Consider the following 21,245-nt stretch of genomic DNA (forward strand, 5'->3'; position numbering starts at 1 on the left):
GACGAATGTTCCTGATAATATTAATAAAATCGCTCATCATCGGCGGCCTGGTCGGCGTTGGCGTGGGCGCCGGGGCCGCACGCATGTTTCATGCGCCCACCACGCAGGGGATGGGCGCCTTTCGTACATTAGGCGAGTTAAACTCCTGCGAAGGCGATCCGGCCTCGCACTTCTCCTTTGGGTTAGGGTTCTTCTTTAACGCCTGGGCCTCGTCCGTCGCGGCGGGCTCGTTCACGCAGGATGTCGACCACCGCATTATCCCCAACTGGGGCGCGGCGGCGCTGATGGTGAAAAACCGCAACCTCGGCGAAACCCTGCACAATCCGAAAAAAATGGCTATCGCCTGCGGACTTATCGGCATGGCGGTCGTCACCTTCCTCAACACCACGGCCTCCGCCGTGCCAGAAGCCTTACAGGTCACCGCCGTCAAAGTACTGGTGCCTGCCGCCAACCTGCTGGTGAACACCGTCATGCCGGTGATTTTCTGGCTGGCCGCTATCGACGCCGGTAAAAAATCGGGCTTCTGGGCCACCGTTTTCGGCGGCGCGGCGCAGTTGATTATGGGCAACGCCGTACCGGGCCTGGTGCTCGGCATTCTTATCGGCAAAGGCATCGAAGAGAGCGGCTGGAACCGCGTCACTAAAGTGATGATGGTCGCCATCGTGTTGCTGTTCGTGCTGAGCGCCTTCTTCCGCGGCTTCGATATGAAAATGATCGAATCTTTCCATCTGACCGTGCCGGACTGGCTCAGTCTTATCCACAACTCCCTGAGCGGCAAATAAGGAGCGCGTGATGGAAGAGAATAAAGGTTTCTGGTACGCCGACTGGTCATTCCCGATCTTCGTCGGCCTGCTCTCCTCCGGCGTGTTCGCCGGGACGCACATGTATTACCTCTACGGCATCGGCGCGTTTAACGAAGTGGCGTTCGTGGCGATGCTCAAAGCCGGGATCGATACAGGAGTTTACGGCGCAGTGGCGGCGTTCGGCGCGAGTTTTCTCTTTGCGCGCATTATCGAAGGTTCGCTGGTGGGGATCCTGGATATCGGCGGCGCCATCCAGACTGGCGTGGGGCTTGGCGTCCCGGCGCTGCTGCTGGGCGCGGGGGTTGTCTTTCCGGTGGCGAACTTCGCCGCCTCGCTGGTGACCGGGCTGCTGATAGGTCTCGCTATCGGCTACGTCATCATTCTGGCGCGCAAATTCACCATCAACCAGAGCGACTCCACCTACGGGGCGGACGTGATGATGGGCGCGGGCAACGCCTCCGGACGCTTCCTCGGGCCGCTGATTATCCTGAGCGCGATGGCGGCCTCGATTCCTGTCGGCATCGGCTCGCTCGTCGGCGCGCTGCTGTTCTACCTCTGGCAGAAGCCCATCACCGGCGGCGCTATTCTCGGCGCGATGATCCTGGGCTCGCTGTTCCCGGTGGCGATCGGTTAACCGTGCGGGCGCTACGGCGCCCGCCTTTAAGGAGTGCCTATGTTTGATCTGATCCTGCGTCAGGCGCGGCTGGTGGATGACACGCTGGCGGATATCGCCATGAAAGACGGCGTCATCGCGGCGCTCGGCGAGGTGTCCGGCGCGGCGCGCGAAACGCGCGACCTCAACGGCGAGCATTACGTCAGCCCAGGCTGGATAGACCTGCACGTTCACTGCTACCCGAAATCGCCGATTTATCACGACGAGCCGGACGCGGTCGGCATCGCGACGGGCGTCACCACGGTTGTGGATGCGGGCAGTACCGGCGCGAACGATATCGACGATTTTTACGCGCTGACGCGCGGCGTCGTGACCGACGTGCTGGCGCTGCTCAATATTTCGAAGGTCGGGCTTATCGCCCAGAACGAGCTGGCGGATATGGCGAATATCGATGCCGCCGCCGCGCGTGACGCGATTGCCCGCCACCCCGGCTTTATTGTCGGCCTGAAGGCGCGCATGAGCAGCAGCGTGATCGGCGATAACGGTATCGCGCCGCTTGAGCGCGCCAAAGCCATTCAGCAGGAGAACGGCAATCTGCCGCTGATGGTGCATATCGGCAACGGCCCACCGCCGCTCGATGACATTGCCGCGCGGCTGTGCGACGGCGACATCATCACCCACTGTTATAACGGCAAGCCGAACCGCATTCTGACGCCGCAGGGCGCGCTTCGCGCCAGCATCAGTGACGCGCTGCGGCGCGGCGTGCGGCTGGACGTAGGCCACGGTAGCGCCAGCTTTAGCTTTGACGTGGCGCGTCTGGCTATCGCGCAGGGCATTGTGCCGCACACTATCAGCTCGGACATTTACTGCCGCAACCGCATCAACGGCCCGGTGAAAAGCCTTGCCCATGTGATGTCGAAGTTTCTCGCCATCGGCCTGTCGCTGCCGCAGGTGATTGACTGCGTGACGCTGCATGCCGCGCAGGCGCTACGCCTTGAACATAAAGGCCGTCTGACGCCAGGCGCGGACGCCGATCTGACTATTTTCGACCTGCGCCGCCAGCCGGTGCGGTTTACCGACGCCGACGACCATAGCCTGCATGGCGAGCGGCGACTGGTGCCGCTTGCCGCCGTGCGCGCGGGCGTCTGGCACATGACCGAACAAGGGAGCGCGGAAAATGCCTTCAGTGCATGAAAAATATGATTTAAAACAGGTGATTAACGCTTCAGGACGCATGACGGTATTAGGCGTCTCCACGCCGCGCCAGGCCGTGGTCGAAGCCATGTCCGAAGGGCTTAATCACTATTTCGAGATGAAAGATCTGGTGAATAAAACCGGCGCTTACATCGCAAGGCTGCTGGAGGTGGAGGCGGCGACGATCGTCTCCTGCGCGTCGGCGGGGCTTGCCCAGTCGGTGGCGGCGGTGCTGGTAAAAGAGAGCGACTGGCTGCTGGAAAATCTGCATACCACGGCGATTGAGCAAAACGAAATCGTGCTGCCGAAAGGCCACAACGTGAATTACGGCGCGCCGGTCGGCACGATGGTGGCGCTGGGCGGCGGAAAGCTGGTCGAGGCGGGCTACGCCAATGAATGCTCGGCGCAACAGCTGGCTGCCGCGATCACGCCGCGCACGGCGGCGATCCTGTATGTGAAATCGCACCACTGCGTGCAGAAAAGCATGCTGAGCGTGGCGCAGGCCGCCGGGGTGGCGCGCGCGCATGGGCTGCCGCTTATTGTCGATGCCGCCGCGGAAGAAGATTTGCAGTGCTACTACCGCGCCGGCGCCGATCTGGTGATTTACAGCGGCGCGAAAGCCATCGAAGGGCCTGGCAGCGGGCTGGTCATCGGTAAAACCCGGTATATCGAATGGGTGAAACGTCAGGCGAACGGCATCGGGCGCGCGATGAAAGTCGGTAAAGAGGGCATTCTCGGCCTGACCTGCGCCATTGAACATTACCTCAGCGCGCCAAAAGAGAGCGGGGCGGAGATGGTCGCTAAGATGACGCCGTTTATCGAACAGCTCAACACGCTTACCGGCGTGACGGCGCGTGTGGTGTGGGACAGCGCCGGACGCGACATCGCCCGCAGCGAAATCAAATTCGACGAAGCCGTGACCGGCGTACCGACCGGCGAACTGGTCAACGCGCTCCGGCAGGGCGAATACGCTATCTATTTTCGCGGCTACAAGGCCAACGAAGGCATCATCGAAGCCGACGTGCGCAGCGTCAGCGCCGCGCAACTGGATATTGTTTTCCGCCGTATCCGCGACGAGCTGAATCAGGAGGCTGACGCATGAAACTGACACCGAATTTTTACCGGGACCGCGTCTGCCTGAACGTGCTGGCGGGTTCCAAAGAAAACGCCAGCGCGGTGTATGAAGCCGCCGAAGGGCATGTGCTGGTGGGCGTGCTCTCTAAAAACTACCCGGACGTGGCGAGCGCCGTCGCCGACATGCGCGACTACGCGGCACGCATTGATAACGCGCTGTCGGTAGGGCTTGGCGCAGGCGATCCGAACCAGTCGGCGATGGTCAGCGCCATCGCGCGCGAGCTACAGCCGCAGCATGTGAATCAGGTGTTTACCGGCGTGGGCGCGAGCCGCGCGCTGCTGGGGCAAAACGAGACCGTCGTCAACGGGCTGGTGTCGCCGACCGGCACGCCAGGACAGGTGAAAATCTCCACCGGCCCGTTGAGCAGCGCCGCGCCCGGCGGCATCGTGCCGGTAGAAACCGCTATCGCCCTGCTGAAGGATATGGGCGGCAGCTCGATTAAATATTTCCCCATGGGCGGGCTCGCCTGCCGCGAGGAGTATCAGGCAGTGGCGCAGGCGTGCGCGCGTCACGACTTCTGGCTGGAGCCGACCGGCGGCATCGATCTGGATAACTTTACGGAGATCCTGCGTATTGCGCTGGAGGCGGGGGTGAGCAAAGTGATCCCGCATATTTACAGTTCGATAATCGACAGCGCCAGCGGCGACACACGCCCGCAGGATGTGCGACGTCTGCTGGCGATGACGCGCGAGCAGGTGGGCTAAGCCGTTTTACGTCAGGGCTGGAGAATATATTTATCACCGTGATAAATATAAACCCTGCCTGATGCCATTCGCGGGCGCGATGGCGCGCCCGTTTAACGAGAGGAAACCGGTGTGCGATTCCCGAGTCAACGTCTGTCCCGGCTGTTTGATCTGCTGCAAAACGAAGCGCTGCCGCAGGATGAGCTGGCGCGCCGGTTAAACGTCACCACGCGCACCGTGCGCGCCGACATCAGCGCGCTCAATGCGTTACTGCGCCAGCACGGCGTCCAGCTGGTGCTTAATCGCGGCAGCGGCTATCAGCTCAACGTGGACGACCCGGGGCGTTATCAGGCATTGCAGGCGAGCCGCCCGAAGGCGCTGCGCATTCCGCGTACCGCGCCGGAGCGCGTTAATTACCTGGCGGTGCGCTTTCTGACGGCCGCGTTTTCCCTGAAGCTTGAGGATCTTGCCGACGAGTGGTTTGTAAGCCGCGCCACGCTGCAAAGCGATATGGCCGAAGTGCGCGAGCTGTTCACCCGCTATAACCTGACGCTGGAGACCCGCCCGCGTCACGGCATGAAGCTCTTTGGCAGCGAGATGGCGCTGCGCGCCTGCCTGACTGACCTGCTCTGGCAACTTGCCCAACAGGACAGCGCCAACCCGCTGATTACCGAAGAGGCGCTGAACGCCGGCGTGCAGGAGCGCCTCGGCGGCGGGCTGCCGGCGATTTTCGCACGTGCGCGACTGCGCTTTACCGACGAGGGCGAGCAGTTTATTCAGCTTTACTGCGCCGTGGCGGTGCGGCGCATCAGCGAGGGCTATCCGCTGCCTGAATTCGTCGCCGACGATGTGGATGAGAGCGTGCGCGAGGCGGCGCGCGATATTGCGGCTCTGCTGCAGGCGCTGTGCGGCAAACCGCTATCGGACGCCGAAGAAAACTGGCTGCGGGTACATATCGCCGCGCGTCAGGTGCAGGAGCTGGAGCCCAGCGCCATCAGCGCCGATGATGCCGAAGCGCTGGCGAGCTACATCCTGCGCTATATCAACACGCACTATAACTACAACCTGCTGACCGATGAGCAACTGCGCGCCGACCTGCTGACCCATATCCGCACCATGATCACCCGCGTGCGCTACCAGATAAATATTCCTAACCCGCTGCTCGGCAATATAAAACAGCACTATCCGATGGCCTGGGATATGACGCTCGCGGCGGTCTCCGGCTGGGGCAAATATACGCCCTATACCATCAGCGAAAACGAGGTGGGGTTTCTGGTGCTGCATATCGGCGTCGGGCTGGAGCGCCACTATAACGTGGGCTATCAGCGCAATCCGCGCGTGCTGCTGGTCTGCGACACGGGGAACTCCACGGTGCGTATGATCCAGTCGATGTTGCTGCGCAGATATCCGCAGCTGGAGGTGAGTGAAATCGCCACGCTGCGCGACTACGAACAGCGCGCCGCCATCGCCGAGGATTTTGTGATTTCCACCGCGCGGGTGGCGGAAAAAGATAAGCCGGTGGTGGTAATGTCGCCGTTTCCCACCGATTTCCAGCTTGAGCAGATAGGTAAGCTGGTGCTGGTGGATCGGACCCGGCCCTGGATGCTGGAGAAATATTTCGACGCCCGGCATTTTCGCGTGGTGGACGGGCCGCTGACCCAGCAGGAGCTCTTTACGCAGCTGTGCGCAGAGCTGGAGCAGGAGGGCTATGTCGGTGCCGATTTCCTGCCTTCGGTGGTGGAGCGCGAGGCTATCGTCAGTACGCTGCTTGGCGACGGGATAGCCCTGCCGCACTCCCTGGGGCTGATGGCGCGCAAAACCGTGGTTTATACCGTGCTGGCGCCGCAGGGGATAGCGTGGGGCGAAGAAACCGCGCATGTGATTTTTCTGCTCGCCATTAGCAAGCGCGAATATGAAGAGGCGATGACGATTTACGATCTGTTCGTGACGTTTTTGCGGGAACGCGCGGCAGAACGGCTGCAAACGTGTCGCGATTTCGCCAGTTTCCACGAGGTGGCGATGGCGTGTCTGAGCCGGTTTTAGTCGCTCTCCTGCGGGGGGAGCCGCTGCGATCAGCGCAGCCGGTGGACAACCTGATTGCTGCTGCCGCGCCAGATAAGCGCAGGATCTTTGAGATCCTGCACAAATTTACCATCGACCAGCACATTAATGAGCGCCACCACCTCGCGCTGGGCGTCGTTAAGCTCATCGATTTTATACCCCGTCCAGACCCAGATATCTTTGCCGGGGCATTCGGCCCGTACCCGCCGTACCAGCCGCAGGATAGTCGGCACATTTTGCGGGTGCAGCGGATCGCCGCCTGAGAGCGACAGCCCCTGGCGTCTGACGCGGGTGTCGTTAAGGTCGCTGATGATGCGGTTTTCCATGTCGTCGGTGAACGGCACGCCGGAATTAAGCCGCCAGGTACTTTTGTTATAGCAGCCCGGGCATTCGTGGACGCAGCCTGCGACAAACAGCGTACAGCGGGTGCCGGGGCCGTTGACGACATCGACCGGGTAGTATTGGTGATAATTCATTTCGCTTCTCAACTGGTGCCATCGCTGCGTTGGCTGCGCGCATTCGCCCCGGTCACTGACTGGCGTCAGCTCCCGGGGACTCGTTTGCTTGCCGCCTTGCTCTGACGCCAGTTGCTTTGCGAAACCGCTTCTCCACTGACGCCATCGCTGCGTTGGCTGCGCGCATTCGCCCCGGTCACTTACCCAATCTGGCCGTTGCCGAGGTGCTTCACGCGGCGTTTTACCTCTTCCTGCTTACCGGCGTTGAAAGGGCGGGCGTCGGGGCTGCCGAGATAACCGCATACGCGGCGGGTAACGGAAACGCGCGTGGCGTCGTGGTTGCCGCATTTCGGGCAGGTAAAGCCCTTACTGGTGCATTCGAATTCGCCGGTAAAGCCGCACTCATAACATTCATCAATCGGCGTATTGGTGCCGTAATACGGCACGTGGTGATAGCTGTAATCCCACACGTCCTCCAGCGCCTTGAGGTTATGCTGAAGATTCGGGTATTCGCCGTAACAGATGAATCCGCCACTGGCGAGCGGCGGGTAGGGCGCTTCAAAATCGATTTTGTCGTACGGGTTAACCTTTTTCTCCACGTCCAGGTGGAAGCTGTTGGTGTAATACCCTTTATCGGTTACGCCCGGCACCACGCCGAATTCGGCGGTATCGAGGCGGCAGAAGCGATCGCACAGGTTTTCGCTCGGTGTGCTGTAGAGGCTAAACCCGTAGCCGGTTTCGTCCTTCCACTGATCCACCGCCTGGCGCAGACGCTCGACGATGGCTATCCCTTTGGCGCGTAGCGCGTCGCTGTCATACACATGCTGATTGCCGCAGAGCGCGTTAATGGTTTCGTGAATACCGATATAGCCGAGTGAAATCGACGCGCGGCCATTTTTGAAGATCTGTGCGATATCGTCATCGGGTTTAAGCCGCACGCCGCATGCGCCTTCCATGTACAGAATGGGCGCCACGCGCGCTTTCACGCCTTCGAGGCGGGCGATACGCGTCATCAGCGCTTTGCGGGCGAGCGTGAGACGCTGGTCCAGCAGCGCCCAGAATGCGTCTTCATCGCCTTTCGCTTCCAGCGCGATGCGCGGCAGGTTAAGACTGATAACCCCGAGATTATTGCGCCCGTCGTGGATCTGCTCGCCATTTTCTTCATAAACGCCGAGGAAGCTTCGGCAGCCCATCGGCGTTTTGAACGAGCCGGTGACTTTCACCACCTGATCGTAATTGAGGATATCCGGGTACATGCGCTTACTCGCGCACTCCAGCGCCAGCTGTTTGATGTCGTAATTCGGATCGCCCGCTTTGTGATTCAGCCCGTCGCGGATGGCGAACACCAGTTTCGGGAACACCGCCGTTTTATGGTTTTTGCCAAGCCCGGCGATGCGGTTGCGCAGAATCGAACTCTGGATCAGGCGGGATTCCCAACAGGTGCCGAGCCCGAACCCAAACGTGACGAACGGCGTCTGGCCGTTGGCGGTGTGCAGCGTGTTGACTTCATATTCCAGCGACTGGAACGCGTCGTAACACTCTTTTTCGGTACGGGCACGGGCGTAGCCTTCCACGTCCGCAATCTGCCACTCTTCGGCCACCTGACGATGCTTGTTGTAGCTCGCCGTCACAAACGGCGCCAGCACTTCATCGATACGGTTGATGGTGGTGCCGCCATAGATATGGCTCGCGACCTGGGCGATGATTTGCGCCGTCACCGCGGTCGCGGTCGAGATCGATTTCGGCGGTTCAATCTCGGCATTGCCCATTTTAAAGCCCTGCGTCAGCATGCCTTTTAAGTCGATAAGCATGCAGTTGAACATCGGGAAAAAGGGCGAGTAGTCGAGATCGTGATAGTGGATTTCGCCGCGTTCATGCGCCCGCACCACATCGCGCGGCAGCAGATACTGACGGGCGTAGTGACGTGCGACGATGCCCGCCAGCAGGTCACGCTGGGTGGGGATGACTTTGCTGTCTTTATTGGCGTTTTCGTTCAGGAGCGCCGGGTTGGTTTGTTCCACCAGGCCGCGGATCTCTTTGTTAAGGCGGCCCTGTTTCTCGCGGGCGATATCGCGGTCGTGGCGATACTCAATATAGGCGCGCGCCAGTTGCTTGTAATTGCCCGCCATCAGCTGATTCTCCACCGCCGTCTGGATCTCATGAATATCCACTTCACGACGATGCTGCATCTGATTGCTGACGATTTGTGCGACGGTGGCGCAATAGTCTGCGTCATCGACTCCCGCTGCCTGCGCCGCACGAAGAATCGCTTCGTGAATGCGCGCTGAATTGAAAGGTACTTTACACCCGTCTCGTTTCACTACATGCGGTGTCATGATCACTCCATATTAAGCACAGGTTATCCACAGAAACTCCGTCGCGCGCCATGTGGGCTATCTTCTGAATAAACCCTCAGTAACGGCGAAGCCGGCCCGTTTTATCCACAGCTTTGTGTCGGTTTCAACAAAGCCTGACTGGTGAAAGGGTAGCCTGAAATAACAAGATGTTGGGCCGCGGTGGATTTTAATGTCTATATATAGTGATTTGCATCAAACAAGTTTGCGATTTTATTGATGCAGGACAAAGCAAAGCGGCGAGCGCGCTCAGCATCTGCGCTGACGGATGCGAAATATTTACGCCGTGAATTTTTCGATTAAAAAGTCGACGAATGCCCGCACCCGTGGGGCCAGGCGGTGGTTGGGATACTTCACCCACAGCGGCTGCGGCACGGGCCAGTAAGGCTCCATGAGCGGCACCAGGCGGCCTGCTGCGATGGGCGGCGCCAGATACCAGTCAGCGAGCGAGACGATGCCCATATCCGCCAGCGCTGCGTCGACCAGCACGTCGGGAAACGTGCTGATAAGAAACGCGTGCTGCTCTTCCATCGCCAGTTCGTCAGTAAGCCAGCTTTGCAGCTTGCCGTTGCCGGGGTTGCGATGAACGAGGCAGCGGTGATGCAGCAGCTCCTGCGGGTGCTGCGGCGTGCCGAAGCGCGCCAGATAAGCGGGCGAAGCGGCGAGCATCATGCGCATCGGGCGGATCTCGCGCGTCACCACCCGGCTGTCCTGCACGGTGCGCTGGCCGACCGCCACGTCTATCCGCTCGCCAATGAGATTGACGCGGCGCGGGTCCATCGCCAGATCCAGCCGTACCTGCGGGTATCGCGCCTGAAACGCGGGCAGGGCTGGCATCAGAAGATAGCGACCAAAACCGGGGATAACGCTGACGCGCACCAGCCCTTGCGGCTCGTCGGCGGGTTTTTCCAGCGCCTGATTTAACGCGTGCCACAGCGGCGCCACCTGGTCACGCAGCGCCGCGCCTTCTTCCGTCAGGACTACAAAATGGGTGTTGCGCTGAAACAGCACGCGGCCAAGCCGCGCTTCCAGCTGACGCACGCTTTTGCTCACGGCGGCAGGCGTCACGCCCAGCAGGCGCGCGGCGGCGGAAAAACTCTGGCTCTGCGCCGCGGCCAGAAAAGCTGGAAGCAGGCGATGCACGTCGGAAGTCAGCGTCATGGTTGATACCTTTGGTTGAAACAGATATGCCCGGAACCGCGCTACAGGTTAATCCTGCGTCGTGCCAACATTACCTCAACATCACCGTTGAGGAGAGAAAAAATGAAAAAAGTGCTGGTGCTGGCCGGGCACCGTTACCCGGATGAATCACGCGTTAACCACGCCGCTATCGAAGCGCTGAAGGCGCTGCCGCAGGTGACCGTGCATGAGCTGATGCGCGAATACCCGGATTTCCGGATCGATGTGAAGCGCGAGCAGGCGCTGCTGCTGGCCCATGACGCAGTGGTGATGCTGTTTCCGTTCTGGTGGTACAGCGCGCCCGCGATTTTAAAAGAGTGGCAGGACCACGTGCTGGAGCACGGTTTCGCGTATGGCAGCGGCGGTGACCGCCTGCATGGCAAACCGTTTATGCTGATGGTGTCGACCGGCGGCAACGCCCAGGCGTATTCGCCAGAGGGCTACAACCGGTATCCGATAGAGGAGTTCTGGCTGCCGTTCCACGCGATGGCCAATATGACCGGCATGGTCTGGCAGACGCCCGCGCTGATTCAGGGCACGCATGTGCTGAGCGATGCCGATCTCGATGCGGGCGTGGCGCAGTGGCTGAGCCGCGTGAACGCGCTGGTCAGCTGATGATGCCCGGCGGGTGCCGGGCAAGGTTCAGGGTTGCAGCCAGATAGCGGCTTCGAACGGGCGCAGGTTCGTTTCTGCAGGTTTAGAGGCCGCGTCCGGGTAGTTGCTCATTAACAGCTGCCATTCGCCGCTGAATTCGCCCGGCGTACACCAGTGCGTTTCGCGACTGAGGTTGGCCATCACCACCAGCTGCTGGCCCTGCCATTCGCGGCGGTAACACCAGAGGTAAGGGTGATCCGCCAGCAGATCCTGATAGTCGCCCCAGGTAAAGATGGGGTGGGCCTTACGCAACTGGATAAGCTTCTGATAGGCGTAAAAAACGGAATCCGGATCGTCGAGCGCGCGCGCGGCGTTGATTTCGCGATAGTTATCGCACAACCCTACCCACGGCGTGCCGGTGGTAAAGCCGCCATTTTCGCTGTCGTCCCACTGCATCGGCGTGCGGCTGTTGTCGCGCGATTTGCTGGCGAGGATCGCCAGCAGCGTCTCCGGGCTTTGTCCCTGCGCGCGCCGCTCCGCAAACATGTTATGACTTTCCACATCCCGGTAATCGATGATGCGTGTGAAGTGCGGGTTGGTCATGCCGAGCTCTTCGCCCTGATAGATATAGGGCGTGCCCTGCATGCCATGCAGCACCATCGCGAGCATTTTTGCCGCCGGGACGCGCAGTTCGCCCTCATCGCCGAAGCGCGAAACGATACGCGGCTGGTCGTGGTTACACCAGAACAGCGCATTCCAGGCGACATTATGCATCCCCTGCTGCCAGTGGTTGAAGATGGCTTTCAGCGCCACGAAATCGGGCTGCGCCAGCGTCCACTTCTGCCCGTTCGGGTAATCCACTTTCAGGTGGTGAAAGTTAAAGGTCATCGAAAGCTCGTGGCCCTCCAGCGCGGCGTAGCGCTGGCAGTTATCGAGCGTGGTGGAGGACATTTCGCCCACGGTCATCAGCCCGCGCGGCGTAAAGACGTCGCGGCTTAGCTCCTGCAGATAGTCATGAATGCGCGGCCCGTCGGTGTAAAAACGCCGCCCGTCGCCCTGGTCATCGGAGGGGAAATCCTGGTCTTTTGAAATCAGGTTGATGACATCAAGGCGCAGGCCGTCCACGCCGCGATCGGCCCAGAATTCGCAAACCTTTTTGACTTCGTCGCGCACCTGCGGATTTTCCCAGTTAAGATCCGCCTGCTCGGGCGCAAACAGGTGAAGATAGTACTGGCCGCTCTCCGCGTGCCAGCGCCACGCGCTGCCGCCGAACTTCGAGCGCCAGTTGTTCGGCGCCTCTTCCGGCGTGCCGTCTCGCCAGATGTAAAAATCGCGGTGCGCGCTTTCGCGGGTCAGCGCGTCGTGAAACCAGGCGTGCTGGGTCGACGTATGGTTAAACACCATATCCAGAATCAGCCGGATGCCGCGGGCGTGCGCTTCGGCTACCAGCGTGTCGAACTCCTCCAGCGTGCCGTAGGCCGGATCGATGGCGGTGTAGTTCGCGACGTCGTAGCCGTTATCGACCTGCGGGGAGAGATAAAACGGGGTGAGCCAGATGGCGTCGACGCCGAGCGTGCGCAGATAATCAAGACGCCGGATAACGCCCGCCAGATCGCCCGTGCCATTGCCGGACGTATCCTGAAAGCTCTTTGGGTAAATCTGGTAAATCACCCCGTTTTGCCACCAGGGCAGAGTTTTAGTCATAACGCATTCCTGCCGTTGCTGAAAGGGAGCGCCGCAGCGCTCCCCGTACCACTCTAAAAGTTAGACGACTAATAGCGTTCCCTGGCGGGATTTACGCTTATAAAGGAACGTTGTGAGGATAAAAGGCACGATAATCGCCACCAGCATCGCCATGCCATACACCTCCCAGTAACTGGTCTGGATGGAGAGAATGGCAGGCAGGCCGCCGACGCCGATACCGTTCGCCATCACGCCGCTTAAGCCGCACAGCAGCCCTGCAATGCAGGAACCCACCATGCCGCACAGCATCGGGAAGCGGTATTTCATGTTAATGCCATACATCGCAGGCTCGGTGACGCCAAGGTAAGCGGAAATCGCCGCCGGAACGGAAATTTCACGCTCGTTGTGTTTGCGGCTGGTCATAATAATGCCCATCACCGCTGAGCCCTGCGCGATATTCGACAGCGCAATCAGAGGCCATACCGGCGTTCCGCCGAGGCTCTGGACCATCTGCATATCGATGGCGAGCGTGGTCTGATGGACGCCGGTTATCACCAGCGGCGCATAGAGGAAGCCAAACAGCGCCGCCCCGACAGGCGCGAAGCTGCCAGTCATCAGGTGACGCACCGCGAACGCCACGCCGTCGCCGATAAGGCGCCCGAACGGGCCGATAAACGCGTGCGCCAGAAACACGGCGAGCAACAGCGAGCAGACCGGCACGACCACCAGATAGAGATAATCCGGCACCAGTCGTTTTAAGCGTATCTCAATCATGCCGAGCGCGAGGCCAGCAAGCAGCGCAGGGATCACCTGCGCCTGATAACCGACTTTGGCGATGGAAAAGAGCCCGAAATTCCAGACTTCCGGCGTTTGCTGGCCGAGGAGGTAGGCGTTCATCAGTTGCGGGGAAACCAGCGTGATGCCAAGCACGATCCCAAGGATCGGCGTGCCGCCCATTTTGCGCACCGCCGACCAGCAGATCCCGACCGGCAGATAGAAGAAGATAGCCTCGCCAATCAGCCACAGGAAATCGTTCACCGTCTGCAATACCGGGAACATCTGCGCCAGCGTTTTGCCGCCGCTCATCGGCACGTCGCCTATCACATTGCGAAAACCGAGCACCAGACCGCCGCTAATCAGCGCGGGCAGCAGGGGGAAAAAGATTTCGGCGAAGTGGGAAATGAGCCGCTCGTGCCATTTCATGTTCTGGCGCGCGGCGAGTTTGGCCTGATCTTTACTGGCGGCGCTGTGACCGCTGGTGGCGATCAGCGCCTGATAGTAATCGCCGACGTTGGTGCCGATCACCACCTGGAACTGTCCGGCATTGGTGAAACAGCCCTTGACCATCGACAGTTCTTCGATGGCTTTCGGATCGGCTTTGGCTGGCTGGTTCAGTACAAAGCGCAGGCGGGTAATACAGTGGCTGACGGTCGCGATATTCTCACGGCCGCCCACCAGTTCTATCAGCTTATCGATATCCTGTTGGTTTACTTTGCTCATGATGAAGCCCTGTCGCAGAGGTAGGTACGAGGCTCGGATGGCCTGTTGCGCAGAGTAGCGAGTAACCGCCCGAACGTGAAAGGGAACGTTCCCGAAAACGGAGGGCGATCACAATAAACGTGGCTGCGGGCCACAGTCAGTCAAGATGAGCGGGGATCACTATCTGGCGCGGATCGGCGCGGCGGGTAATCTGATCGATAAGCTGTTTCGCCGCCGCGCGACCGGCTTCGCCATACCCCGGATCGACGGCGATCGTCTCCGGGTGGAGGAATTTTAGCAGCGGCGTATTACCGACGCTCGCGAGCTGCAACGGCGCGCCGCCGCGCTGCTGGAGGTATTTACTGGCGCCAATGGCCAGGGTATCAGTGGCGCAAACCAGCGCGGTAGTGTCGTCGCAAAGCACCTCGGCGGCATGCTCAAAGCCCTGTTTCATTGCAAGCCCCGGCAGCGTGTCGCGGGGCGTCAGCCCGTACTGCTCGCAAAAGGCGAGATAGGCTTCGTGACGGCGTTTGCCGGTGGTGATATCGCTGTGCGGCACGCCAAGAAAACTGATGCGCCGGTGGCCTTTTTCATACAGACGCTGCATCAGAAGCCGTATCGCGCCTTCGTCATCGAAACAGACCGACGCGAAGCCCGGCGCGTCGCGCGCCATCAGCACCAGCGAATCCTGCCAGGCGGCGCTCAGCGCCTCGTTAACGCCGGTAAAGCTAAATAAAATCACGCCGTCGATATGGCGTCGGCTCAGCACGCCTAAATGCTCCCGCACCAGCGCTGGCGAAAAGCGGCTCTCCAGCATAATAGGGTCATATCCCTGCTCATAGAGCGCCGGCAGCATCGTCTGCACCGCCAGGTTTTCCGACAGCGAATCCAGGCGCGTGACCATAATCGCCACCACTTTATCGCTCTGCCCGCGCATCGCCCGCGCCGAGCGGGAAGGAGAAAAACCGTGCTGGCGCATCACTGCCTCCACCTTTTCGCGGGTGCGCTCGCTGACGCCGCTCTCGTTATTGAGCACGCGCGAGACCGTGGATTTCCCCACGCCGCTTAAGCGCGCGATATCTTTGATGGTGAGGCGGTTTTGCATCGTCCATTCCTCTGGCTGGCGGTCGAAAAGGTGTTATGCGTTAAGGTAATGCGCGCCGCGCCGCGCGCAATGGGCAAAATCTGGTTCAGGCAGATTCCGGCGAACGGCGATGATTTACCGTCGTTTTATGCGGGTAAGCGAAGCGGCGGCTATCTTCGCCGATGGCAGGTGGCTTATCAATCGGGCAGCGGCTAAATTGTGCGCCCGTCGTCTGTCTGGCGGGCGAGGGAAGAGACGCGATCAGGCGTCTGATGCCTCGTGAGGCGGATGGCGCACCCAGATCCCTTCGCATAAGAGTTGCGCGCAACCTGAGGCCAGCGTGTGCGGCGTCGCGTCGTCGGCCGGGACGCGCGCCATCTGATCGACCATGCCGACGATGCAGCGGGCCATGTGCAGCGCGTCGATATCGCGGCGAAACACGCCGATAGCCTGTTCTTTGGCGATATTGCTGGCTATCCATTTCGCCAGCGCCGCTTTGGTCTGTGTACAACCGGGCGGCTGGAAAAAGCCAATTTCAGTCAACGCCGGATCTTCTGCCAGAAATTCCAGCAGCTTGATAATGCTCTGCTGGACGCTTTTCACCAGCGCTACGCCCTCCACGCGTGTGCGGATCAGCAGCGTTTCGGTGAGCCGTTCCAGGCGCTGGCGGAACTCGCCCACCAGCTCTTCATAAGCCGCTTCTTTGCTTTCGAAATAGAGATAAAACGTCGGCTGGCTCAGGCCGCTCGCCTTGACGATATTGCTGACTTTCGTGCTGTGATAGCCAAGCCGCGCGAACTCGGCGCAGGCGTGCTTCAACAGCCGACGGCGGGTAGCGGCGCCCCGTTTCGGTTTCTGGCGTTCCGGGTTGTCAGCGTCTGTCTGCAAATCCACTCTCCTGCATGCGGCCTAAAGGGCGCTAGCTTACTGTAAGGCGTGGGGCAAGGGTATCGCGAGGGGCGATTTCGTTGGCCTTGTCACGCCAGTGCGTTATGTTACTATCGAGTAATGTTACTCATCAGTAGTACTTTTTGCGAGCGATAAACACTGCCGTCGCCGCCTTCCATCATGGAGAATTGCATGAAGCTGCATATCTACGAGCACTGCCCGTTCTGTGTCCGCGCCCTGATGATTTTCGGCCTGAAAAAGCTGCCTTTCGAGGTCTCGGTCATTATGGAAGGCGACGCCGAAACGCCGACCCGCATGGTCGGGCGCAAAGTGGTGCCGATTCTCGAAAAAGATGACGGCACATATATGCCGGAGAGCATGGATATCGTGCGTTATGTCGACGGCCTTGCCGGGCCGCGCGTTGCCGATGCGCCGGTTGATGAGGCCATCAAACAGTGGTGCGAGTCAGTCTCGGCTCCGCTTTTTGATCTGGTTATCCCGCGCTTTACCGAGGGCGACTTCGCCGAGCTGGCGACACCGGAAGCCCGCCGGGCCTATACGGCGCGTGAAGAGAACGCGTTTGGCGATTTAGCCGCGCTGCGCGCGCAGACCCCGGCGCTGCTTGAGCAGGTGAACGCGCAGCTCGCGGCGCTTGAGCCGCTGGTGGCTGAACGTCACACTGTCGATACCACCGATTTCATACTCTTCCCGCTGCTGCGCTCGCTCACCATCGTCAAAGGCGCGGCGTTTGGCCCACAGACGCAGGCGTATATCGCGCGCGTGTCGGCGCAAACGCAGGTGGCGCTGTTAAGCGACCAGGCGAAATAACCGTAACGGGCGTAAGCGCCGCCTGTTTATTCAACATCACTTCAGGAGTACATCATGACCGTTCCAGTAGTCGCTGTTTTCGTCAGTAAGCCTGGCAATGAAGAGAAGCTTGAGCAGCTGTTTCGCGGTGTGATTGAGAAAACGCACGCGGAAGAGGGCTGCATTGTGTATCAGCTAAACCGCGACAGTGAAAACCCGCGCCGTTTCGTCTGGACTGAAGAGTGGGAGAGCCGCGAGCTGCTGCAAAAACATTTGCAGTCGTCGCACATCGTTCATCTGTTCTCTGAGCTGCCGAAATATATCGAAACCTCAGACGTGATGCTGCTGGACAAGCTCGCAGGCGGCAAAGCGAAGTAAAACGGTATTAACAAATAAAAACGGCGTGCCAGGGGCATGCCGTTTTTTATTGCGCGCTATCGCTATCAGGGCGAAACCGCGTCGCTGTTGGTGCGGTCGGCGCGGAGCTGCTGGCTGCTCTCCTGCAGCGACTGATACAGGCTGCCGTTGCCGTTCATGATGTCGTCGATGCGCCAGCGGCCTTTTTCATTAATAAGCGCGAAGCTTTGCGTGGTGGCGTCCGGCGAGCTGCGGAACGGGCGGAAGGTGACCGTGGCTTTGGCATGGGTCGCGTCGCTGCTGGTGACATTGATTTTGTCTACCGCCAGATCGTCCCAGTCCTGGCAATAGCAGATGGGATCGTAATCAAGAAAGCCCACTTCGCCGCCCGCGAGACGCGTATCTTCGTCCACCAGATTCAGCAGGCGGTCGGAGAGGATCTGCTGCTCGCCAGTGCTTGCGAAATCTACCGGTTCATTGCCTTTGGCGTAACTCTGATAGAGCGCTTTCAGAAATTGCGTGGGGGTTTGCGCGGCCCCTTGCGCCAGCGCGCTGGCGGAAAAAAACAGCATAACTAACGCTAAGCGGTGCTTCATCGGAACTGGTCCTCAAACGTCCGTAAACAGGCTTGCGTAGTATGCTGTTTTTTCTTTTTGCCGCCAACAGGCGCGATTAACCGCCGAACTGATCCGGGTCGGGGCCGAGGCGTTTGCCCTGGTCGAGTTTCGCGATTTCACTCAGCTCGTCTTTATCCAGCCGGAAATCCCAGACGTCGAAGTTTTCGGCGATACGCGACGGCGTGACGGATTTCGGAATGACCACCAGCCCGCAGTCGAGATGCCAGCGGATGACAATCTGCGCCGGGGTTTTACTGTATTTATCGGCAAGCGCACGGATGATTTTCTGATCAAACACGCCTTCGCCGCCCTGCGCCAGCGGGCTCCAGGATTCCGTCTGGATCTTATGCGTGGCGTTCCAGGCGTGGAGCTGGCGCTGTTGCAGCAGCGGGTGCAGTTCAATCTGGTTGATAACCGGCGTCACGCCCGTTTCATCCATAATGCGTTGCAGATGCTCAACGTTAAAGTTACACACGCCGATGCTCTTGATAAGCCCTTCCTGCTGGAGTTCGATCATGCCTTTCCACGCCTCGACATAGCGGTCGATAGCCGGCACCGGCCAGTGCATCAGATAGAGATCCACATAGTCGAGCTGCAGCTTTTCGAGGCTCTCTTCCAGCGCCTCGCGCGGGCGCTTCTGGTCGTCATTCCACAGTTTGGTGGTGATAAACAGTTCGTCGCGCGCGATGCCCGCGCTTTTCAGCGCGTCGCCCACGCCTTGTTCGTTTTTATAGGCCGCCGCGGTATCGATGGAACGATAGCCCACCTCCAGCGCTTTATGGATAGCGGTGACGACCTCTTCGTTACTCGCTTGCCATACGCCGAGGCCGAGCTGGGGCATCAGGTTGCCGTCATGCAGCTTAATTACGCCTGGATTTGCCATATTTCCTCCTTTTGAGCTAACACACCGGGGTTGTTGCCCCGGTGCAAGTCAGGTGAGTTAAGTCTGGTCGAAATAGCCAAAAACGAAAGGTCGCGCGCAAAAAGCTTAGCGGGCGGCTTCGTAAATACGGCGGCTCACGTCGAGCGTAATATCCTGATGTTCGCCAAGCGCGGTAAGGCCGTGCTCTTCAAGTTTCGCCAGCAGCGCCGGGATGGAACTGCCGTCCAGGCCGTAATCGCTCAGGCGGGTCGGCGCGCCCATGGTTTCGAAGAAGCGGCGGGTGGCGGCAATGGCGGCGTCGATGCGTTCATCGTCGCTGCCTTCGGTGATCTTCCACACGCGCTCCGCGTATTGCAGAAGTTTGGCGCGCTTCTCGTTACGCTTTTCATTCCACAGCGCTGGCAGCACTACCGCCAGCGTCTGGGCGTGATCCAGCCCGTGCATCGCGGTCAGCTCATGGCCGAGCATATGCGTTGCCCAGTCCTGCGGCACGCCCGCGCCAATCAGGCCATTCAACGCCTGGGTGGCGGCCCACATCAGGTTGGCGCGCACCTCGTAGTTTTCCGGCTCTTTCAGCGCCTTCGGGCCTTCTTCGATAAGCGTCAGCAGAATGCCTTCGGCGAAGCGATCCTGGATTTTCGCGTTCACCGGGTACGTGACGTACTGCTCAACGGTGTGCACAAACGCGTCCACCACGCCATTCGCCACCTGGCGCGGCGGCAGGGTATAGGTGTAAACCGGATCGAGAATGGCGAAACGCGGCTGCACGAACGGCGAGTGGAACGCCTGTTTATCGCCGGTGGCGCGACGTGAGACGACCGCGCCTTTATTGGATTCCGAGCCGGTCGCAGGCAACGTCAGCACCGAGCCCATCGGGATGGCGCTGGTGATATCGCTGCCGCGGGTTTCGAGGATATGCCACGGATCGCTGGCGGCAGCATAGTGCGCGGCAGCGGCGATAAATTTAGTGCCATCCAGTACCGAACCCCCGCCGACGGCCAGTAAAAATGTCACGTTTTCTTTACGCACCAGTTCGACCGCGTTCATCAGCGTTTCATAAGACGGGTTCGGCTCGATACCGCCGAACTCCAGCACGTCGAGACCATTCAGCGCGCTGTAAACCTGATCGAGCACGCCGGTTTTTTTAACGCTGCCGCCGCCGTAAGTGATTAGCACGCGGCTGTCAGCCGGAATGAGCGCGCGTAGTTCGCTGATGGCGCCTTTACCAAAGGCGATGTGGGTCGGGTTGTGGAGGTTGAAATTGTTCATCGAAAACTCCTTCTGGAATAAGCGTCACGCCGGGCGTGAAGGGATGACGACTATTGTCGGCATGGGGCGGCGCGGTCTCAATGCTCATTCCTGCCTTTCTCTTGCCCATTTCTCTTTGCCGCTGGAGGAAACGCGTTTTTTTGCGCACACTGGAGGCCGGATAAAAGCGCATCAGGAGCCGTGATTGATGAACCGTGACAGCGTCTGCCGCAAGATTGCCGACGAGATTAGAAGACTGAAAGAGAAAGAAAAATCGCTGGCGTTTCTGCCGCCGGAGGTGCGACTCCTGTACGGCACGACGCCCGGCGCACGCACGCCGGTGATTTATCAGCCCGGCATCATATTTCTCTTTTCCGGCCATAAAACGGGTTATCTCAACGATAAAGTGTTCCGCTACGATCCGCGCGAATATCTGCTGCTGACGGTGCCGCTGCCGTTCGAGTGCGAAACATTCGCCACCCCGGAGGAGCCGCTGGCGGGCCTGCGCATTAATATCGATCTGTTACAGCTTCAGGCGCTGGTAATGGAGATTGGCGAAGATGACCACTTCCGGCCCGCGCCCTGCTCGTGCGGCATTAATTCCGGCGTGCTGACCGATGAGATCCTCTGCGCCGTCGAGCGGCTGCTGGAGGTGCTGGAAGAGCCGCTCGACGCGCGTATTCTCGGCAAACAGGTGGTGCGCGAGATCCTCTACCACGTCCTGAAAGGGCCGGGCGGCGGGGCGCTGATGGCGCTGGTGAGCCGTCAGACCCATTTCAGCCTCATCAGCCGCGCGCTGCGGCGCATCGAAACGCGCTATGCCGAAAGCCTGACGGTAGAGCAGCTTGCCGCCGAGGCCAACATGAGCGTGTCGGCGTTTCACCATAATTTCAAAGCGGTGACCAGCACCTCGCCGCTGCAATACCTGAAAACCTGGCGGCTGCAAAAAGCGCGGTTGCTGATGGCGCATAACGGCATGAAAGCCAGCGCGGCGGCGATGCAGGTGGGGTATGAGAGCGCGTCGCAATTTAGCCGGGAGTTTAAACGTTATTTCGGGGTGACGCCGGGAGAGGATGCCGCGCGCCTGCGCGCGCTGTCGTGAGCGGAGCTGGCGCTCCGCCCGCAGAA

21 protein-coding genes are annotated in these 21,245 nt (G+C 60.0%); 11 read left to right on the forward strand and 10 right to left on the reverse strand.

Annotation, left to right across the window (positions count from 1 at the left end):
* Nucleotides 1–5 precede the first annotated feature (5 nt).
* The 6 genes from BJP61_RS04115 to BJP61_RS04140 all read left to right on the forward strand — a co-directional run bounded on the left by BJP61_RS04115 (nt 6) and on the right by BJP61_RS04140 (nt 6,471).
* Entirely contained in the window at nt 6–782 is a 777-nt protein-coding gene (locus tag BJP61_RS04115; RefSeq protein WP_038867640.1) for a DUF4311 domain-containing protein, read from the forward strand.
* A gap of 10 nt (nt 783–792) precedes the next feature.
* Complete coding sequence (locus tag BJP61_RS04120) at nt 793–1,437, forward strand: DUF4310 family protein (RefSeq protein ID WP_038867642.1); 645 nt, start codon at nt 793–795, stop codon at nt 1,435–1,437.
* A gap of 39 nt (nt 1,438–1,476) precedes the next feature.
* Nucleotides 1,477–2,610 (forward strand): amidohydrolase/deacetylase family metallohydrolase, encoded by a 1,134-nt coding sequence (locus BJP61_RS04125; RefSeq protein ID WP_171997866.1) that lies wholly within the window; start codon nt 1,477–1,479, stop codon nt 2,608–2,610.
* Nucleotides 2,594–3,712, forward strand: coding sequence for a DgaE family pyridoxal phosphate-dependent ammonia lyase (locus tag BJP61_RS04130; protein WP_171997867.1), 1,119 nt, complete (start codon nt 2,594–2,596; stop codon nt 3,710–3,712). The genes BJP61_RS04125 and BJP61_RS04130 overlap by 17 nt, the downstream gene beginning before the upstream one ends.
* Nucleotides 3,709–4,449 (forward strand): KDGP aldolase family protein, encoded by a 741-nt coding sequence (locus BJP61_RS04135; protein ID WP_038867647.1) that lies wholly within the window; start codon nt 3,709–3,711, stop codon nt 4,447–4,449. Before BJP61_RS04130 ends, BJP61_RS04135 begins: the two co-directional genes overlap by 4 nt.
* 111 nt (nt 4,450–4,560) lie before the next feature.
* Nucleotides 4,561–6,471 (forward strand): PRD domain-containing protein, encoded by a 1,911-nt coding sequence (locus BJP61_RS04140; RefSeq protein ID WP_171997868.1) that lies wholly within the window; start codon nt 4,561–4,563, stop codon nt 6,469–6,471.
* 29 nt (nt 6,472–6,500) lie between these two features.
* Here the strand turns inward: BJP61_RS04140 and nrdG are convergent, their stop codons facing one another.
* The 3 genes from nrdG to BJP61_RS04155 all read right to left on the reverse strand — a co-directional run bounded on the left by nrdG (nt 6,501) and on the right by BJP61_RS04155 (nt 10,459).
* A complete protein-coding gene (gene nrdG / locus BJP61_RS04145) occupies nt 6,501–6,965 on the reverse strand; it encodes an anaerobic ribonucleoside-triphosphate reductase-activating protein (protein ID WP_038867651.1) in 465 nt (154 codons plus the stop codon).
* A 179-nt stretch (nt 6,966–7,144) separates the two neighbouring features.
* Nucleotides 7,145–9,280 carry an anaerobic ribonucleoside-triphosphate reductase gene (nrdD, locus tag BJP61_RS04150; RefSeq protein ID WP_038867654.1) on the reverse strand — a complete coding sequence of 712 codons (2,136 nt, stop codon included), beginning with the start codon at nt 9,278–9,280 and terminating at the stop codon, nt 7,145–7,147.
* A 297-nt stretch (nt 9,281–9,577) separates the two neighbouring features.
* Complete coding sequence (locus BJP61_RS04155; protein ID WP_075192377.1) at nt 9,578–10,459, reverse strand: LysR family transcriptional regulator; 882 nt, start codon at nt 10,457–10,459, stop codon at nt 9,578–9,580.
* A 102-nt stretch (nt 10,460–10,561) separates the two neighbouring features.
* Between BJP61_RS04155 and BJP61_RS04160 the strand changes: the two genes are divergently transcribed.
* Nucleotides 10,562–11,092 (forward strand): NAD(P)H-dependent oxidoreductase, encoded by a 531-nt coding sequence (locus BJP61_RS04160; protein WP_038867659.1) that lies wholly within the window; start codon nt 10,562–10,564, stop codon nt 11,090–11,092.
* Nucleotides 11,093–11,119: 27 nt separating this feature from the next.
* On the opposite strand, the gene treC is transcribed toward BJP61_RS04160, so the two are convergent.
* The 4 genes from treC to BJP61_RS04180 form a co-directional block, all read right to left on the reverse strand.
* Nucleotides 11,120–12,775: an alpha,alpha-phosphotrehalase gene (gene treC / locus BJP61_RS04165; protein WP_171997869.1), complete on the reverse strand. Its 1,656-nt coding sequence runs from the start codon at nt 12,773–12,775 to the stop codon at nt 11,120–11,122.
* Nucleotides 12,776–12,835: 60 nt separating this feature from the next.
* Complete coding sequence (gene treB / locus BJP61_RS04170) at nt 12,836–14,254, reverse strand: PTS trehalose transporter subunit IIBC (RefSeq protein WP_038867664.1); 1,419 nt, start codon at nt 14,252–14,254, stop codon at nt 12,836–12,838.
* A gap of 136 nt (nt 14,255–14,390) precedes the next feature.
* Nucleotides 14,391–15,338: a trehalose operon repressor TreR gene (treR, locus tag BJP61_RS04175; protein ID WP_161579560.1), complete on the reverse strand. Its 948-nt coding sequence runs from the start codon at nt 15,336–15,338 to the stop codon at nt 14,391–14,393.
* A gap of 240 nt (nt 15,339–15,578) precedes the next feature.
* Nucleotides 15,579–16,205: a TetR/AcrR family transcriptional regulator gene (locus tag BJP61_RS04180; protein WP_038867672.1), complete on the reverse strand. Its 627-nt coding sequence runs from the start codon at nt 16,203–16,205 to the stop codon at nt 15,579–15,581.
* A 192-nt stretch (nt 16,206–16,397) separates the two neighbouring features.
* Between BJP61_RS04180 and grxB the strand changes: the two genes are divergently transcribed.
* Nucleotides 16,398–17,033 carry a glutaredoxin 2 gene (gene grxB / locus BJP61_RS04185; RefSeq protein WP_075193804.1) on the forward strand — a complete coding sequence of 212 codons (636 nt, stop codon included), beginning with the start codon at nt 16,398–16,400 and terminating at the stop codon, nt 17,031–17,033.
* Nucleotides 17,034–17,087: 54 nt separating this feature from the next.
* Nucleotides 17,088–17,390, forward strand: coding sequence for a putative quinol monooxygenase (locus BJP61_RS04190; RefSeq protein WP_171997870.1), 303 nt, complete (start codon nt 17,088–17,090; stop codon nt 17,388–17,390).
* 65 nt (nt 17,391–17,455) lie between these two features.
* Here the strand turns inward: BJP61_RS04190 and BJP61_RS04195 are convergent, their stop codons facing one another.
* The 3 genes from BJP61_RS04195 to yqhD all read right to left on the reverse strand — a co-directional run bounded on the left by BJP61_RS04195 (nt 17,456) and on the right by yqhD (nt 20,138).
* Nucleotides 17,456–17,965, reverse strand: a complete 510-nt coding sequence (locus BJP61_RS04195; RefSeq protein ID WP_038867678.1) for a DUF3828 domain-containing protein — start codon at nt 17,963–17,965, stop codon at nt 17,456–17,458.
* A 76-nt stretch (nt 17,966–18,041) separates the two neighbouring features.
* Complete coding sequence (dkgA, locus tag BJP61_RS04200; RefSeq protein ID WP_038867680.1) at nt 18,042–18,869, reverse strand: 2,5-didehydrogluconate reductase DkgA; 828 nt, start codon at nt 18,867–18,869, stop codon at nt 18,042–18,044.
* Nucleotides 18,870–18,974: 105 nt separating this feature from the next.
* The gene (gene yqhD / locus BJP61_RS04205) at nt 18,975–20,138 is read right to left on the reverse strand and encodes an alcohol dehydrogenase (RefSeq protein WP_171997871.1); all 1,164 of its coding nucleotides are present in this window, start codon (nt 20,136–20,138) and stop codon (nt 18,975–18,977) included.
* Between yqhD and BJP61_RS04210 the strand changes: the two genes are divergently transcribed.
* Both BJP61_RS04210 and BJP61_RS04215 read left to right on the forward strand, forming a co-directional pair.
* A complete protein-coding gene (locus tag BJP61_RS04210) occupies nt 20,131–20,322 on the forward strand; it encodes a hypothetical protein (RefSeq protein WP_131824746.1) in 192 nt (63 codons plus the stop codon). The genes yqhD and BJP61_RS04210 overlap by 8 nt on opposite strands.
* Nucleotides 20,323–20,325: 3 nt before the next feature.
* A complete protein-coding gene (locus BJP61_RS04215; protein ID WP_171999237.1) occupies nt 20,326–21,219 on the forward strand; it encodes an AraC family transcriptional regulator in 894 nt (297 codons plus the stop codon).
* Nucleotides 21,220–21,245 lie beyond the last annotated feature (26 nt).

It is taken from the genome of Cronobacter sp. JZ38 (assembly GCF_008932145.1).
Lineage (GTDB): Bacteria > Pseudomonadota > Gammaproteobacteria > Enterobacterales > Enterobacteriaceae > Cronobacter > Cronobacter muytjensii.